Here is a 16863-nt window from a genome sequence, read left to right on the forward strand (position 1 = left end):
AATAGCGAAAAAGATTCAATTTAGATTGGTTTTCGTGTATAATTACGGAAGTCGAATGGCTAGTAGTGCATAAAATAGCCATATACTCAAGTAAGGAGGGCCTTATCTTTGTCACAAAATGATCAGCAAGAACCTCAAGGGCAACAAAAACTCATTCGTCCTACGTTGGAAAAAGAAGCCGTAGACAAAATGAAAATTCGCAGAAAAGAACGGTCACTAGTGCGGAAAATTGTCTTTGCAATCGTAACGATAGGAATCCTTTTAGGGCTCATCGTTGGCTTTGCAGGCTACAAATATATAACAGATGCACTTCAGCCACTGGAGCCAGAAAGTACGGAAGTTATAGAAGTGGAAATTCCGATAGGGACATCCACAAAAGGGATTACACAATTGTTGGAAGAAGGCAACGTCATAAAAAATGCTACCATCTTCAACTACTACATCAAGACGCAAAATGTTTCTGATTTCCAGGCAGGCTTTTATGAATTATCGCCTTCTATGAGTCTGGATGACATCATTGCGTCGCTTCAAGCAGGTGGCAGCCCTGTCCCGCAATCGAGCGATCATAAAATAATCGTAAGAGAGGGTAATACAATCGAAGAAATCGCAGCGGAAGTCGAAGAGAAGTCGGACTTCACTGCTGAGGAATTCTTGGCGAAAGTAAATGATCCGGATTTTTTGGCGAATGCGACTGCACGATACCCTGATATTTTGACGGAAGTCTCGCAACGCACTGATACGCGTTATCGTTTGGAAGGATACCTCTACCCGGCTACTTATGATTATCTGAACGGAAGCGGTTTGGACGAAGTCATTATGCAGATGCTTCAAAAAACGGATGATGTGATTAGGCCATATGCAGAGCAAATCGCTTCTTCAGGCTATACGCTTCATGAAATTCTGACAATTGCCTCTCTTGTCGAAAAAGAAGGTGTCACTCCGGAAGATCGTGCGAATATTGCCGGCGTATTCTTTAATCGTTTGGAAATCGATATGCCGATACAGTCGGACATCAGTATTCTCTATGCTCTGAATGAGCATAAGGAACTAGTGACTTTCAAAGACCTTGAAATAGATTCGCCATACAACCTGTATAAAAACACAGGAATGGGACCAGGTCCATTCAATAGTCCGAGCGAAGGGTCCATTCAAGCCACGTTGTCCCCAGCGGATACAGAATATCTGTATTTTGTTGCAGACACAGAAACCGGTATTGTTTATTTTTCCGAAACATATGAAGAACATTTACAGTTGCAAAATCAATACGTAGATAGCGAATAAGCCGAATATAATGCGTTTCAAAAAGAGAGGAAGTATACACCAGTGAGAAGACCTATCGTTATTGGGGTGACAGGGGGATCGGGAAGCGGGAAAACCAGTGTCAGCAGGGCCATCTTAGACAAGTTCACCGAAGTTTCCATTTTGCTGTTGGAACAGGATTTTTATTATAAAGATCAAAGCGAGCTACCGTTTGAGGAGCGTTTAAAAACAAACTATGATCATCCGTTTGCTTTTGATACGGATTTGTTCATCAAAGATCTTCAAAAATTAATCCAATACGAGAGCATTGAACAACCAGTCTACGATTACTCCAAACACACGCGAAGTGATCAAGTAATCCATCGCGAGCCGAAAGAAGTCATAATCGTTGAGGGAATCCTCATCTTAGAGGATAAGCGACTGCGCGATCTGATGGATATAAAAGTCTATGTGGATACGGACGATGATATCCGTATTATCCGCAGAATCAAGCGCGACATGGAGTCAAGAGGCCGGACTTTAGACTCTGTCATCCACCAATATCTGACAGTGGTCAAGCCAATGCATCAACAATTTATCGAACCAACCAAAAAATTTGCCGATATCATCATTCCTGAAGGTGGGCAAAATCAAGTCGCGATTGATCTGATGACTACAAAAATTGCTTCAATTTTGTCTGAAAAAGCAGACTAAAAATAAATCACAGTAATATTTTAAAAATATAATTGCTTTTACTGGAATTAAGTGGTATTTTATATTCACTATTAATTAGGCAGCCAATCAACGATATAGAGTTACAGGAAATGATTATTTCTCTTTGGATGAAATGCTGCCTGTTCTGTATATTGTGAATTGAATCATTACTTAAAAGGGGCATATTTCTTATGATCGAAAAAGCATATCCGATGACAGCTGAAGGTAAAGCTAAATTAGAAGCTGAACTTGAAGATTTAAAAGTGAATAAAAGAAAAGAAATCGTTGAACGCATCAAGATTGCCAGAAGTTATGGGGATCTATCCGAAAATTCGGAATATGAATCCGCAAAAGACGAGCAAGCTTTTGTTGAAGGCCGCATCACTACGCTAGAAAAAATGATCCGTTTTGCGGAAATCATCGAAGTGCAAAACGTCGACACTGATATGGTTTCGCTTGGACGCAAAGTGACATTCGTGGAATTACCGGATGGCGATGAAGAAACGTACATTATTGTCGGTAGTGCAGAAGCAGATCCGCTGGAAGGCAAGATTTCAAACGATTCTCCGATCGCTAAAGCTTTGTTGGGCAAGCATATCGGTGAAGAGGTTGTCATCGGTACACCAGGCGGCGATATGAACGTGAAGATCGTCAGAGTGGAGCAAGCTTAGACGCAGCAATCAAGAAGAGGGTAGGACAAAAATCATTCGGAATGATTTTGCTGTCCTATCCTCTGTTTGTTTATGCTTGATTGGTGGGTACGACTTTAGTCGTACGATCCTATCCATCCTTAGCTCACTGCCAAATTATTCAAGGTAATCTATAATATTGTAAGCAGGTAGTCAGGCTAATATTCAGCAAAAAAGTAAACTAGTTTATGGTATACAACAAAGGAAGGAGGGCCTGAGATGAAAAAGAGTGCCCTGAAATTATTTTTGCTCATGGAAGGGTTATTGGGGTTGGCCGTCCTGTTTCAATTGGTGCAGGATACCGATTTGCTGCTGGTTTTTCTGTTCGGGCTAATCTTCATCAAATTTGGTGCCGCTAAAAGCGAGCGGCGCCAGATTCTTGGCTTGGTAGGCTGGTTTATGGTAGGCATGAGCATACTTTCCACTTTCTCGGTGTGGCTGATGCTGATTCTTCTCATACTGTTCGTTGTTATCCATGGGAAAGGAATCTGGTCTGAGTTGAAGTTGGATTCGTATGTGGACGTTCCTTGGGAAGAAAAAGCATTCCGTACTGTCAAAACGAGAGAACCGGGACAGCGGAGCGGTACCAGAAAGCGCCAGAAATGGATTGGAAACACCAGTATCGGGACGGATGTCTATGAATGGGATGATGTCAATCTGACTATATTCATGGGCGATACAATCATCGATTTAGGGAATACGCTGCTGCCGAAAGAGGAAAATATCATCCTGATCCGCAAGGGATTCGGAAAGACCAGGGTAATCGTACCGTTGGGAATCGGCGTGTCTGTTCATCATTCCACCATCAAGGGCCAGCTATCATTCAACGAAGAAGAAATTGACTTGACCAATGAAATGGTCAAATTGTACAGTCAGGGCTATGATGAGGCAAACAGAAAGATCAAAATAGTGTCCAACAGTCTGCTGGGCGATCTGGAGGTGATCTACCTATGAGGAGAAGCGCCATTTTGATTCTGTTCAGCACGATACTCGGCGTTTTTGCCTTCATCGTGGGTGGTGTTTTATTTGCCCTGAGGCCCTACTTAAGCTACCAGGAACTGATTGAGGTGGATCGTTTTTATGTGCCGGCGTTTCTTTACATCATCGTATTGCTGCTGTTTGCTGCTATCGTTGTAACCTGGATCGCCCACCTCTACTTAAAAAATCAAGAAAACCGTATTAAAGACAAACTGCATTGGCTTTATCTCGGCAATTATGAGCATGCGGTATTCAACAAAAAACAGGATAAATCACTATTTTTGGATCAGTACTGCCATGCAATCCATGATGAGATCGAAATGCTCCGGAAAAAGATGCTCAGCTTGTCCCGTGAAGTCCAGCAACTGAGCGCACATCCGCAGCAGGTCGGCAATGAAACGAAAGAAGAAATACTCGAGCAGGAAAGGCATCGTATCGCAAGGGAGCTGCATGATTCCGTGAGCCAACAACTCTTTGCCGCCATGATGATGTTGTCCGCAGTCAATGAGCGAGCAGAGGCTTTTCCGGAAAAAATACAGAAACAGATGCGTCTCATCGAAGGCATCATCAACGAATCCCAGTCGGAGATGCGGGCCTTGCTCTTGCATCTTCGTCCAACCAAACTCGAAGGTAAATCCCTGAAAAAAGGGATCGAACAGTTGTTGGTGGAATTGAAGTCGAAAGTCCAAATCGCGATCAAATGGGAAATCGATGATGTCCACACGATGAGCGGCATCGAGGATCATTTTTTCCGTATTGTGCAGGAGTTGCTTTCGAACACCCTGAGGCATGCAAAGGCAAGTAATCTGGAAGTCTATCTGAAACAAACCTTTCAGGAAATCAGTCTCCGTGTATATGATGATGGCGTAGGATTCGATACCTCAATTGAAAAATCCGGCAGCTATGGCCTAATGAACATAAAGGAGCGCGTGCAAGGGATGGGGGGGAGCCTTAAGATCATCAGTTTCCCCAATAAAGGTACCGTGATCGAAATCCGCATCCCCAATACGAATATGAATAAAAACAGCGCAAGTGCTGAATAGAATAAGCAGAATTTCTGAAAAAAGTTTCTTGAGGAGGGTTCAGTTTGATACGTGTTTTGATTATCGACGATCACGAGATGGTAAGGCTGGGTTATTCGGCCTATTTATCCATCCAAGATGACATTGAAGTAGTAGGGGAAGCAGAAAACGGCTTGATTGGCTATGAAATGGCCTTGGATTTACGCCCGGACATCATTTTGATGGATCTGGTCATGGAAGTCATGGATGGCATTGCTTCGACAAAAGCGATACTGAACGAATGGCCCAAAGCAAAAATTATCATCGTAACCAGCTTCATCGATGACGAAAAGGTTTACCCGGCATTGGAGGCGGGGGCTTCCAGTTACATGCTGAAAACCTCTTCAGCGCATGAAATTGCCGACGCAATCCGTTCCACTTACCACGGCGAGTCTGTCCTGGAGCCGGAAGTCACCGATAAAATGCTGGAGCGTTTCTCGAAAAGAAATATTCGACCGTTGCATGAAGAGCTTACCGCCAGAGAACGGGAAGTGTTGCTGCTCATCGCGCAAGGCTATTCCAATCAGGATATTGCGGATCAACTGTTCATCACACTGAAGACTGTCAAAACGCATGTGTCCAATATTTTGACCAAGTTGGAAGTGGATGATAGAACTCAAGCGACAATTTACGCTTTCAAGCATCACCTGATTCAATGACTCTGAGCAAAGTGTTATAAAATGAGGCTTCCTTATGATAAGATAAATATGATAGAGAGTGGAGAGGGGGCAGGCTGATCATCCGATCAGCGACTAGATGAAAATAGAAATCAGTGAACGCGCACAAAAGTGGTTTGAACAGGAAATGGGCATTTCAGGCAAAAAAGGGGTTCGTTTCCTTGGTAAAGTATACGGCAGCAGCCAAATACATGAAGGGTTCTCCGTGGGGCTTGATGTGGATGAGCCAGTATCTCCGATCGGAAAGGCTGAATACAATGGTATTTTGTATTATGTAGAGGATGCCGATGATTGGTTTTTTAATGGCTATGATCTGCATGTCGGCTTCGACGAGAAACAACGCGAACCGGAGTATAACTTCATCGCACAAAATAAAGAGTAAAATAAGAAAAGCTGAACGGGTTCGTTCAGCCCTGAAAGAAATTTAGGAAAACTGTCCGACTGAGCATCGAAGAGCGCAATTGCTGAGAGACTTCCGAAACAAAGGAATCAACGTGACCGTACCGGTCAGTTGTATCATGTTTCTAAGCCATCAAAGATGGCAAGAACCATGACAAGTCGAACAGTATGTCTTGGCTCGCAGAGACAAGAGGTTCCTTATTCTTTTTTCCGAAGGGCTAACCCGTGAAGCTGGACATCATTTTAGATGCATGAAACATGTTGCAATCTTGTGAAACACCTACGGTGATGCACTTCTGAGTTGAAAAAAATTTATAAATTCCTACATGTTTAAAAAGAGGGCACTGGATTTCTGATCCAGGCCCTCTTTTTGTCTTTGATTCAGTTCTACTATAGTTTTAGACACCCATAACGACGGGTACGATCATAGGACGGCGCTCTGTTTTTTCATACAGATAAGGTTGAATGGCATTCGTAACGGTATCCTTTAATTTTTTCTCGGAGATTGCATCAGACCCCTTCAGCAAAGAAAGCACCTCTTGTCGGACGATGGTCTGCGCTTCATGAATCAGATCGCCTGATTCGCGCATATAGATGAATCCTCGGGACAGGATATCCGGTCCTGCCAACAGATCTTTATTGCGGAAATCGACAGTCAACACTACGACCACCAGACCATCTTCAGAAAGGACACGCCGATCGCGCAACACGATGTTTCCGATGTCGCCGATGCCTTTTCCGTCAACGTATACATCGGCAGCAGTGAAGTTGCCCGCTCGTCTTGCGGAATCAGCTGTCAAAGCAAGGATTTCGCCATTATCGGATATGAAACAGTTCTCAGCCGGAATGCCGACTGATTCTGCTAATTCTGTATGAATCTTCAACATACGATACTCACCATGAACCGGCATGAAATATTTAGGTTTCATCAAGGTCAGCATCAGTTTTTGTTCTTGTTGGCCACCATGTCCGGAGGTGTGCACATTGTTTACTTTTCCGTGAACAACGGCCGCTCCAGCTTCCAAAAGCAGATTGATGACGCGGTTGACGCTTGTTGTGTTGCCTGGAATCGGTGAACTTGAGAAAATCACAGTATCGCCGGGTTGGATGGAAATCTGTCTATGTGTACCATTGGCGATTCGGCTCAAAGCAGCCATCGGTTCACCTTGAGAGCCCGTACACATAATCAGCACTTTATCCGCTGGAAGACTGTTCAGTTCGCGCGTTTCGATGAAAAGATCATCCGGAGCCACGATGAAGCCCAACTCTCTGGCTGTGCGGAAGTTCGTCTCCATGCTGCGTCCGAATATTGCGATTTTCCGACCGGTTTCGAGCGCGACTTCAGTCACTTGTTGCAGTCTGTAGATATTGGACGAGAAGGAAGCAAAAATGATTCTTCCTGAAACTTTTTGAATGATGTTTTTAAGGGATTGACCTACGATTTGCTCTGATTGAGTAAATGTAGGTGTTTCTGCATTTGTGCTGTCGCTCAGAAGCAAAAGCACACCTTCTTCTCCGATTTTTGCCATCTTATGGATATTCGCCGGTTTGCCGTTCGCAGGTGTGAAATCGAATTTGAAATCACCTGTGAATACAATGTTGCCTGGAGGAGTCTTGACCACGATCCCCATGGTATCCGGTATGCTGTGGGTTGTTCCAAAGAAGCTGATGCTGGTTTTACGGAATTTGATGACAGAATCTTCATTGATTTCGTGCAGGACCGCATCCCTGAGTAAACCGTGCTCATCCAGTTTATTGCGGATCATGGCGAGTGCCAATTTGCCTGCGTAGATTGGGACATTCAATTCTTTCAAAAGAAAGGGAACACCACCGATGTGATCTTCGTGTCCATGAGAAATGAACAAGCCTTTGATTTTGGTTTGGTTTTGCACCAAATAACTGTAGTCGGGTATCACATAATCAATGCCAAGCAGATCATCTTCGGGAAACATGATCCCGGAATCAAGAATGATGATTTCATCCTGGAATTGTATGCCATACATATTTTTGCCGATTTCCCCTAAACCCCCGAGGGCAAATACGCCGACTTCATTATTTTTTATATTAGGTTTCATACATTGAACTCCGTGATTTTAAAATCAGGATTTTTTTGCTCATATTCTAAATGGTTGCCTTCCAAAGGCTGGATGAATTCAATGTTGTAGGGGGTATTTTGTTCGACCAATCTTCTGGCTATTACGATGTCGGATGCCTCCACGTAAAGAGATTCCGTGTTTTCTCTGGTAGGTGCATCAAATTTTGCTGGTTGGTATGTTACTTTAAATATCATATAGTTCACTCCATTTTTCTTTTTGTTTTTGATAGTACTGTACTTAAAAATTACAATCTTAGTTTGTTAACTTGGTCAATAGTTGTATTTTTTCATACAATCGGTACTTTAAGTTTACCACAATTAAGGCATTTAGTATAGAAATGACTAGCAAAATCATTTTTGCAGAAGTGCAAGCCTTTCCATTAGTAAGGCAATTCTCTTTCGTTTTTTTTATCAAAAGGAATCAATATTTTTGTAGACTAAAATAGCGAAATTGGCTAGACTAGATAGGAAGGATTTGACAAGACTAGAGAAAAAAGAGTAGAAGCTTTTTTTTGTTTGAAAAAATCTGAAGAATCGTTTCTATTAAGGTAGGTGTATCGAAATGTCTTTGATTTGGCGTTATATCAGTAGGTATAACAAATTATTTTTAGTGAATGTATTGGGAGCTTTTGGATTCGTGTTTGTGGAGCTGGGCTTACCCACAATGCTTGCACGTTTGATCAATGAAACGGTGGCTGGCGGAGGCAAGGAGAACATCCTTCGCACGACTGTTTTTATGGTCGGCTTAGTTTTGATCGGTTTTGTTGGAAGGGTCATCGTCGCCTATGCAACCGGAAGAATCACAACAAATATGGTAGCAGATATGCGGAATGACATGTACCAAAACATCCAAACATTTTCTCATGAAGAATATGATCGCATCGGCGTGTCGTCATTGGTGACGCGGGTTACCAATGACGCTTTCATTCTGATGCAATTTGCCCAAATGCTGTTGCGTATGGGTTTGATGACTTTCATTATGATGTTCGCGAGTGCTTTTATGATAGCGCGCACGAGTCCGGAACTATCGGTTATCCTATTGCCGGCTTTTCCGGCACTGCTTGTGATGATCTTGGTGATCGGCAAGAAATCGCAACCGTTATCTGAGGCGCAACAGCAAAATCTGGATGACATAAATGGCAACTTAAGGGAATCGCTTTCCGGCATGCGTGTCATTAGGGCCTTCGTAAAAGAAGCTTTTCAAGCTGAACGTTTTGAGGGAGTCAACAATGCATACAGCTTAGTTTCAAAAAAACTGTTTCGTTTGATGGCCTGGAATCAGCCGGTATTTTCACATGTGATCAACTTGATCATCATCGCCATCGTGTGGTTTGGATCCGAGCAAATCGAGGGAGGCAGCCTCCAGTTAGGTGATATGACAGCTTTCATCGAATACAGTTTCCATGCCTTGTTTTCGTTTTTGAATTTTGCTGTCGTCTTCATGATGTATCCACGCGCCTCAGTTTCAGCGAAGAGGATCCAGGAAGTGTTGGATACAACCAGCAGTATTTCCCCTAACGAAGCAGGTATAACGGAAACCCGTACTCGGGGTTATCTGACTTTTGAAGCAGTCAGTTTTGCGTATCCGGGCAATACCGGAACACCGGTGATCAAAGATATTTCCTTTTCGGCGGAACCAGGTCAAACAATCGCTTTCATCGGTAGCACTGGAAGTGGCAAATCAACATTGATTCAGTTAATTCCGCGTTTTTATGATGTCACAAAAGGGCGTATCCTGATTGATGGGCATGATGTGCGCGACTATAATCTGAAAGCTCTGCGCAAAAAAATCGGTTTTATTCCACAGAAAGCTTTGCTTTTCACCGGAACGATATCTGAAAATCTTCGCTACGGGAAGTGGGATGCCTCAAAAAAAGAAATCGAAGAAGCGTCCGATATTTCCCAAGCCAAAGAATTCATTGCGCGCAAACCAAAACGTTTCGATGAGCATTTGGCAGAGGGCGGAAGCAATCTTTCTGGGGGACAAAAGCAGCGTCTATCGATTGCCAGAGCCATCGTCCGCAAACCGGATATTTATATATTCGATGACAGCTTCTCGGCTTTGGACTACAAGACGGACGCTATCTTGCGCGCTCGGCTCAAAAAAGAGACCGGGAAAGCAACGGTAATCATTGTGGCTCAACGCGTCAGCACGATTATGCACGCAGATAAGATCATTGTGATGAACGAGGGCGAGGTCGTAGGCCAAGGAACCCATAAAGAGTTGTTGCGGAAATGTGAAATCTATTATGATATTGCATCCTCTCAAATGAGCAAGGAGGAACTCGCATGAAAAAAGTGGACAAAAAAACGTTGCTTCGGGTATGGGACTACCTCAAATTTTATAAAATGAAGTTTTTTGGATCCATCCTTTTGAGCATAACCATGACGATACTGAATGTACTGGAACCTTTCATCATCGGATTTGCCATCACGGAAATCGGCAGAAATGTATCGGATATGTTGAAAGGCGTGGAAGGTGCCGGTATCAATTACGATTATTTGTCGAAAGTGCTGCTCATCTATTTTGTTCGGGCACTGCTTTACCAAGGTACCAATCTCTACTCGCAATTGTTCATGACGGATGTTGTTCAGGACGCCATGCATGATCTGCGTAAGGATCTGAGCAATAAATTGAACCGTTTACCGATTGCCTATTTTGACCGTAACCAATTCGGGGACGTATTGAGCAAAGTGACGAACGATGTCGACTCCATCGCCAATGCGTTGCAACAATCCTTGCTGCAGGTGCTGAATGCTGTTTTGGGGATCACCTTCGCACTCATCATGATGTTCACGATCAGTTGGAAATTGGCTCTTACCATGGTCGTGCTGATTCCGTTGGCGAGCACCCTTTCAAAAAAAATCACGCAGCTGTCGCAGCCGTATTTCCGCGGACAGGCGAAATATCTGGGGCAACTGAACGGATTTGTTCAGGAATCGCTCACTGGCTTCTCCATCATCAAGCTTTACGGTAAAGAAGAGGATGCTTATGCTGACTTCCATTCCATCAATGAATCATTGAAAAAGAATGGCTTCAAAGCGGCCTTCATTTCCGGCTTGCTGTCACCTGCTGTGGCGCTCGTAACCAATGCTTCCTATATCATCATCGCTGTGCTCGGGATTCTGCAAGCGATGGCGGGAGTGATGACGATAGGGAATGTGCAGGCTATGGTGCAGTATGTCTGGCAAGTGAACCAACCGATCTCGACAATCACACAGCTGTCGGCCATCATCCAATCGGCTACTTCTTCCATCCAACGCGTCTTCGATCTCCTTGACCAAGAAGAAGAGGTGCAAGCAGAAGTGAAAATGAGTTTGCCGAAGGAAATCCGCGGCGATGTCACTTTTGAAAATGTCTCCTTCAGCTATGACAAAGAAGATCCGCTGATCAAAAATTTCAACATCGACGTAAAAAGCGGGGAAACAGTAGCTATCGTCGGTCCGACAGGCGCCGGCAAAACTACGATGATCAATCTCCTGATGCGCTTCTATGAGGTGGATTCGGGCGCCATCAAAATAGATGGTTATGACACGAAAGAACTGACCCGCGCTGACTTGCGTTCCCAATTCGGCATGGTGCTGCAGGACGCATGGCTTTATAAGGACACGATCACAGGGAATATCCGCTTCGGAAAACTGGACGCTACCTTCGAAGAAGTAGTGGACGCGGCGACCACAGCCAATGTTCATCACTTCATCCAGACTTTGGGTGCAGGCTACGATACGGTCATAAACCAGGAGGCCTCCAATATTTCCTTGGGGCAAAAACAATTGCTGACGATCGCCCGCGCCTTCATCGCGGATCCTAAAATCTTAATACTTGACGAAGCGACAAGTTCCGTAGATACTAGACTGGAAGCTTTAATCCAAAAAGCGATGAAACGCATCATGCAAGGCAGAACCAGTTTTGTGATTGCGCATCGACTTTCCACCATCCGTGACGCCGATTTGATTCTCGTCATGGATCAAGGCGAAATAATCGAACATGGCAAACACGCAGAATTGCTGGAAAGAAAAGGGTTTTACTACGATTTGTATACGAGCCAATTCAAAAACGATTCAGAACAAGAGGAGCAAAAAATTTGAAAAACAAAAAATTCATTTTCTTTGATATCGACGGAACATTGCTGAATGATGAAAAGATGCCACTTGATAGCACTGTCCAAGCGTTGCGCCAACTACAAAAGAACGGGCATGAAATCGCGATAGCGACAGGGCGAAATCTATTTCTGGCGCGAGAGGTCATCGATACGTTCCAATTGGACAATTACATCGTCTGCAACGGCGCTGCAGGTTACTTCAAGCATGAACTAAAGTATGAAAATAAATTGGATTTGACTGCATTCGAAAAATTGCTGCAAGTTTCCGATGAGAGTGGTCATCAGGTGGTCTACGAATCAGCGCATGCGCTGGCTCGTCGCCATGAATCAATCGAGAACAACGCAAACGAAGCGATGCGCAGCATCGAGTTCGAAGTCCCTGACCACGATGTGTCTTTCTATCAAAACAATCCGCTTTATCAAGCACTTTTGTTCTACAAAGAAGAAGAGAAAGCAATCTATGAAGACGGCACTTTTCCGGAATTCCGCTTTGTGCGTTGGCACGACGCCGGCGTCGATGTGTTACCGAATCCGGGGTCCAAAGCACAAACTGCTCTGTGGATGGCGAAACACCTGGGTTTTGCGCATGAAGATACCATTGCTTTCGGGGACGGAAACAATGATTATGAACTCATTTCCAGCGTCGGCTATGGTGTCGCGATGGGAAATGCGGTCGCTCCCGTCAAGGAAGTCGCCAAATTTGTCACAAAAGATTGCAATTCGGGCGGAATTGCCTACGCACTTGAAAAATTAGGCTTGATATAGAAGCGAAAATAGGGTATCATATCATTCATAAGGCGTTTTTGCCGAACGCGATTGATACCCTGTTATTCTGGGGGCGTAGCTCAGTTGGGAGAGTGCTTGACTGGCAGTCAAGAGGTCGTGGGTTCGAGCCCCATCGTCTCCATACATCATTAATTAAAAAGCCTTAGAAACGTTGATAGGACGCTATTTCCTAAATGTTTCTAGGGCTCTTTTTTGCTTTCCACTCAGAAAAGCACTCAGAATGGAAAAAATACGTTACATTTCAATGTAGGCGGCGAATTTTTCGGCGCTTTTTTCTTTGGCTTTTTCGGTTACGTGCGTGTAAATATTCATGGTGGTTTGAATATCCGAATGGCCGAGACGTTCCTTCACTTCCTGAATGGAAACTTCTGCTTCAAACAATAAGCTGCAATGAGTATGCCGCAGGCCGTGAACCGTTATAGTCTTCAGATCGTGATTCTTGATAATCCGATTCATGCGGTTGGTAATGGTGGCATGCTGCAAGTATTCGTTACTGTAGGTGGTGAAGATAGGCTGAGACGGCTTCATGGTATTGATGCCAAGCTTGATATAATCCTTCGCCTGCTCTTTGCGCCAATCTTTCAAGATGGATAGGGTGTTATCATCTAATGAGATGGTACGCAGGCCACTCCTTGTTTTTGGTGTCTGAATGATAAGCGCGTTATTTTCGCCCCTGGTGAGCGTTTTATTGATGGTAAGCTTCTTGTTAGTGAAGTCTATATCCTTCCATTCAAGAGCCAACGCTTCGCCTTTACGCATACCAGAGAAGGCCAAGAGCCGGAAGATGGTATACCATCTACTTATCCCATCTGATTTTACACACGAAAGAAAATGCAGTAGTTCCTCTTTGGTGTAGAAGTTCTCCGATTGTTCTTCATCTACAACTTGCTTCCGCTTCGGCAGCGTGATCTTCTTCATAGGGTTATCCCTCAGAAGTCCGAGTGTTACCGCATAATCCAATACCCTGGCGGTATAATTCCGCATTACACGGTACTTAGTGTACGACTCACACCACTTATTAACGGTTGCCTGGCAATACGTCACGGAAATTTTATCCAGTTTACGGCTGCCGAACGCTGGCAGAATATGATTCTCAAACATTTCGATCGTTTTAACGTAGGTGCTTTCTTTGACCGTGTTCTTATATACGGAATCGAACCAAAGAATATAGAGTTCCTGGAACGTGTTGGAGGTGGCTTTCTGATAGCCGCGCTCCTCGAATTCCACTTTCAAACGTGATATGGCAAGTTCTGCATCTTTCTTCGATGCGAATCCCTGCCGTGTGACGTTTATTTCTTTGCCTGTATCCGGGTTCATGCCGAGGTAGGCTTTGATTCTGTAGTAAGTCTTTCCATCTTTTTTATTGTACTTCTCAATCTTGTTAGCCATGATATTTTCCTCTTTCCAACGCAGGCAGCGGTTTTCAAGAGGCGCCCGGAAGCCGGGCATTATATTATTTTTGTTCTTGTAAATCTTTTACCTCAGCAATGAACTTTTCAATCAGTTGGATCCATCGCTCATACTCTTCCTTTTCGTCCTCATGCAGAAGCATGCCTTCTTTCAATTCGGTCAATTCTTTATTCAGTATTCCAAGAAGGCTGTAGTCTTGAATGCTGATTGAAGGAAAATCCCAAAAATGTTTCACGGCTAGCAACTGCAATTCGGCTTCTATTTTTTCCTTATCTTCATAGGAAAGCCGCTTTCTTTTTACCCGCTCAATTAATACAGAAATGAGCATTTTATATTGGTCTTCGCTCATGTTCTCAAGGGATTCCCTGGATTCTTTATCGGGTGGATTCTGTTTGAAGTCTTCCGCAAGTGCATATACATAATTAGTTAGATCTCCATACAGGAGTTCGTTTACAGATATACCCCCTGCATTAGCGATTAATTTTAATCGCTTAGCATTAGGTACGGATTTTCCCTTTTCCCAACGCGAAACGATTGAATCACTAGTATTATCGATGTAGTACCCGAATTCTTTCAAATTCATAGATTTTTCTAACCGTATTGATTTAATACGGTTGCCTAATGCAAGCTTATTTATCTCCATAAATAACCTCCTTTATAAAGCTAGTATACAGTTATCAATTATGAAAGGGAAGAGGAATCCGACGTAAACCGAAATATTATTGTATATTTGTATTGCTTTTTCTTTCTGTATAGTTTAGTATGGACTTACGGAACCGACTTAATCCGACGTGATTGAAAGGGGTGCAAAAGTAAAATGGCCGAGAAAGTAAAAGGGTACCGCAATATCGCCGGAATGACCCAAGCAGAACTAGCGGCGAAACTGGGAATCAGCGTGCAAAGTTATCGTAATAAGGAAAAAGGCAGAGTGGCTTTCAAAGATAGCGAAAAAATCGTTATTCGAGATATGTTAGACAAGATAATCAATGGTATAAAGATCGATGATATATTTTTTTAACGGAAAACCGACGTAAACCGAACAGGAGGAGTGAGCGTGTTAAGGTTGAAAAATTATTATTTGGCGCATGAAGGCACCGGAGAGCGCGTTTTGGTTGGGTACAAGGTTTCGAGTCTGGATCATTTGGAAGAACTCGGATACCGCATATCGCGGACCGCAGAAGAGGATTTCCTAAAGGCTAGGCGCCGCGGAGTAGTGTATATCAGCCGATCACAATACGATGCAGCCGAACCGGAAGCAGTCCTGTATAACAACAAAGGTTCCATGTTTGCAGTAGCATATCGACTCAAGCAGGATCTAAGCGACACCAGGTATATAAAGGACAGCTACTCCATAGAGTTGGACGGTTACCAGGTACAAGCGCTGCAGGCATACCTCGAGGAGAACTGGGAAGAGCGAAGCGCTCCGGACCAGCTGCCGCTTGAAACGCAGGTAAGGCTGGCGATCTACAATCTGATTGAAAATAAAAGGAGATGATAGCATGGTGGAAAAAGTAAAAGCTGAATTGAAGATTCCTATTCCTGAATCATTTAATGATGATCTTCGGGAAATGCTCCGGGCAGCAGCAAGAGAAGTGATCCAGGAGACGGTAAAGCAAGAAATCAAACTGAAAGATTGGTTATCCGTTCAGGAAGTGCAAGAACTGTTTGATCTTTCTCCGAACACCGTTAGCGCTTGGTTCAGAAGCGGTCTTCCGGTTTCAGTAGTAGGGCAGAAGCGATATGTTAGCAAGAAGAATCTGGATGAATTTTTAGCGAATCATCAAAAATAATAGTGTACGCAGGCAGCGGTAAAACACACTAAAAATTCAAAATCTGAGTTTTTTTCTGAGTAGGTTTCAGCCAATCTCATTAGGAATCGGGCAAAAGCATTTATGTAGAAGGCAAATGAAAGTTGCAAGTGGCGAGTGTGGGAGTATCGAACCCACTGAAAAGAGGTGAAGAATTATGAATGATTTAGAGGCAGCCTTCACGGCTGGGATGATGCTCGCGTTCTTTACGTGGGGAGTTTGTAAGATCGTGCTGATGGAGTTCAGGGAAGAAAGAGAACAAAAAAAGACCTTATAGCAGACCCGGCAAAGTCAAAGGCTATAAGGCAACGAGGATATTTGAAGCTTTAGACGGCTTCTTTTATCCCTAATTATATCGTACAAGGGGAGAAATTACAATGACAAAAAATAATTTACACACAATAGAAGGCCATAAGGCTGCTGCTGATGCGGTCAATAGAGAATCATTCATCATACTTTTTGGAAGAGAGCCTCAGGGCACAGAGTTGCAGGACTGGATCAGCGGACTGCGAGAAACTGCAGAGGCTGACATCGAGAGATCGTTTCCTGATAGACTAGTACAAATCAGAGAAGGCCAGTGGCGGGTGGAACGCGACCTATGTGCATGGCAGGAAGGGGGAATCGCAAATGACTAAAGACCACAAATCACGTCTGAACTTTATCCCTGCATTGCTGGAGCAAGTGTTAGATAATACGGATCGAATAGGTTCCCTGGTATCTGATGCCGAGAGTGCTGAATCAATCGACCTCATGAAACGTGAGACTGAAAAGCTAAGCGCAAGGAACGAGAACCTGCTGCACCTCATAGCGAATCTGCTAGAAGAGGAGCACAAACAGCCGAGAGCGGCTCCTAAGGCGGGGGGAACGCTCATATATTAACCATAAAATAAAGAGAGTGAGAAAG

The 16863-nt window shown here is 43.8% G+C and carries 18 protein-coding genes, 1 tRNA gene and 1 pseudogene; 16 read left to right on the forward strand and 4 right to left on the reverse strand.

What is annotated here, in order from left to right; all coding sequences use genetic code 11:
- The first annotated feature begins 108 nt into the window (after positions 1–108).
- The 7 genes and pseudogenes from mltG (at position 109) to BMZ71_RS06950 (ending at position 5740) form a co-directional block, all read left to right on the forward strand.
- Entirely contained in the window at positions 109–1281 is a 1173-nt protein-coding gene (mltG, locus tag BMZ71_RS06920; protein ID WP_086988572.1) for an endolytic transglycosylase MltG, read from the forward strand.
- A gap of 30 nt (positions 1282–1311) precedes the next feature.
- Positions 1312–1953 (forward strand): annotated as a pseudogene (udk, locus tag BMZ71_RS06925) (uridine kinase); the annotation flags it as partial.
- A gap of 191 nt (positions 1954–2144) precedes the next feature.
- Positions 2145–2624 carry a transcription elongation factor GreA gene (gene greA, locus BMZ71_RS06930; protein ID WP_068560186.1) on the forward strand — a complete coding sequence of 160 codons (480 nt, stop codon included), beginning with the start codon at positions 2145–2147 and terminating at the stop codon, positions 2622–2624.
- Positions 2625–2861: 237 nt separating this feature from the next.
- Positions 2862–3596 (forward strand): cell wall-active antibiotics response protein LiaF, encoded by a 735-nt coding sequence (liaF, locus tag BMZ71_RS06935; RefSeq protein WP_068560189.1) that lies wholly within the window; start codon positions 2862–2864, stop codon positions 3594–3596.
- Positions 3593–4663 carry a sensor histidine kinase gene (locus tag BMZ71_RS06940; RefSeq protein WP_086988574.1) on the forward strand — a complete coding sequence of 357 codons (1071 nt, stop codon included), beginning with the start codon at positions 3593–3595 and terminating at the stop codon, positions 4661–4663. Before liaF ends, BMZ71_RS06940 begins: the two co-directional genes overlap by 4 nt.
- A 44-nt stretch (positions 4664–4707) precedes the next feature.
- Positions 4708–5340 carry a response regulator transcription factor gene (locus tag BMZ71_RS06945; RefSeq protein ID WP_086988575.1) on the forward strand — a complete coding sequence of 211 codons (633 nt, stop codon included), beginning with the start codon at positions 4708–4710 and terminating at the stop codon, positions 5338–5340.
- Positions 5341–5437: 97 nt separating this feature from the next.
- Complete coding sequence (locus BMZ71_RS06950) at positions 5438–5740, forward strand: HesB/YadR/YfhF family protein (RefSeq protein ID WP_068560198.1); 303 nt, start codon at positions 5438–5440, stop codon at positions 5738–5740.
- A 415-nt stretch (positions 5741–6155) separates the two neighbouring features.
- Here BMZ71_RS06950 and rnjA read toward each other — a convergent pair whose 3' ends face one another.
- Positions 6156–7832, reverse strand: coding sequence for a ribonuclease J1 (gene rnjA, locus BMZ71_RS06955; protein WP_086988576.1), 1677 nt, complete (start codon positions 7830–7832; stop codon positions 6156–6158).
- On the reverse strand, positions 7829–8047 hold the full coding sequence (locus tag BMZ71_RS06960; protein WP_086988577.1) for a DNA-directed RNA polymerase subunit epsilon: 219 nt from the start codon (positions 8045–8047) through the stop codon (positions 7829–7831). The genes rnjA and BMZ71_RS06960 overlap by 4 nt, the downstream gene beginning before the upstream one ends.
- 367 nt (positions 8048–8414) lie before the next feature.
- Here BMZ71_RS06960 and BMZ71_RS06965 point away from each other — a divergent pair, with 367 nt between their 5' ends.
- The 4 genes from BMZ71_RS06965 to BMZ71_RS06980 all read left to right on the forward strand — a co-directional run bounded on the left by BMZ71_RS06965 (position 8415) and on the right by BMZ71_RS06980 (position 12862).
- Positions 8415–10145 carry an ABC transporter ATP-binding protein gene (locus BMZ71_RS06965; protein ID WP_086988578.1) on the forward strand — a complete coding sequence of 577 codons (1731 nt, stop codon included), beginning with the start codon at positions 8415–8417 and terminating at the stop codon, positions 10143–10145.
- Positions 10142–11941 (forward strand): ABC transporter ATP-binding protein, encoded by a 1800-nt coding sequence (locus tag BMZ71_RS06970; protein ID WP_086988579.1) that lies wholly within the window; start codon positions 10142–10144, stop codon positions 11939–11941. Before BMZ71_RS06965 ends, BMZ71_RS06970 begins: the two co-directional genes overlap by 4 nt.
- Positions 11938–12720, forward strand: coding sequence for a Cof-type HAD-IIB family hydrolase (locus BMZ71_RS06975; protein WP_072763709.1), 783 nt, complete (start codon positions 11938–11940; stop codon positions 12718–12720). The genes BMZ71_RS06970 and BMZ71_RS06975 overlap by 4 nt, the downstream gene beginning before the upstream one ends.
- A 69-nt stretch (positions 12721–12789) precedes the next feature.
- A tRNA-Ala gene (locus tag BMZ71_RS06980) sits at positions 12790–12862 on the forward strand.
- Between the two features lie 113 nt (positions 12863–12975).
- Here the strand turns inward: BMZ71_RS06980 and BMZ71_RS06985 are convergent.
- Positions 12976–14130 carry a tyrosine-type recombinase/integrase gene (locus tag BMZ71_RS06985; protein ID WP_086988580.1) on the reverse strand — a complete coding sequence of 385 codons (1155 nt, stop codon included), beginning with the start codon at positions 14128–14130 and terminating at the stop codon, positions 12976–12978.
- Positions 14131–14194: 64 nt separating this feature from the next.
- Positions 14195–14794: a helix-turn-helix domain-containing protein gene (locus BMZ71_RS06990; RefSeq protein WP_086988581.1), complete on the reverse strand. Its 600-nt coding sequence runs from the start codon at positions 14792–14794 to the stop codon at positions 14195–14197.
- Positions 14795–14968: 174 nt separating this feature from the next.
- On the opposite strand from BMZ71_RS06990, the gene BMZ71_RS06995 reads away from it, so the two are divergent.
- The 5 genes from BMZ71_RS06995 (at position 14969) to BMZ71_RS07015 (ending at position 16838) form a co-directional block, all read left to right on the forward strand.
- Complete coding sequence (locus BMZ71_RS06995; protein ID WP_086988582.1) at positions 14969–15169, forward strand: helix-turn-helix transcriptional regulator; 201 nt, start codon at positions 14969–14971, stop codon at positions 15167–15169.
- A 36-nt stretch (positions 15170–15205) separates the two neighbouring features.
- Positions 15206–15646, forward strand: coding sequence for a hypothetical protein (locus BMZ71_RS07000; RefSeq protein ID WP_086988583.1), 441 nt, complete (start codon positions 15206–15208; stop codon positions 15644–15646).
- Between the two features lie 4 nt (positions 15647–15650).
- A complete protein-coding gene (locus BMZ71_RS07005) occupies positions 15651–15941 on the forward strand; it encodes a helix-turn-helix domain-containing protein (protein WP_086988584.1) in 291 nt (96 codons plus the stop codon).
- A gap of 395 nt (positions 15942–16336) precedes the next feature.
- Complete coding sequence (locus BMZ71_RS07010) at positions 16337–16594, forward strand: hypothetical protein (protein ID WP_086988585.1); 258 nt, start codon at positions 16337–16339, stop codon at positions 16592–16594.
- A complete protein-coding gene (locus BMZ71_RS07015) occupies positions 16587–16838 on the forward strand; it encodes a hypothetical protein (protein ID WP_086988586.1) in 252 nt (83 codons plus the stop codon). The genes BMZ71_RS07010 and BMZ71_RS07015 overlap by 8 nt, the downstream gene beginning before the upstream one ends.
- The last annotated feature ends 25 nt before the right edge of the window (positions 16839–16863 follow it).

It is taken from the genome of Trichococcus flocculiformis (genome assembly GCF_900113645.1).
Taxonomy (GTDB): Bacteria; Bacillota; Bacilli; order Lactobacillales; family Aerococcaceae; genus Trichococcus; species Trichococcus flocculiformis.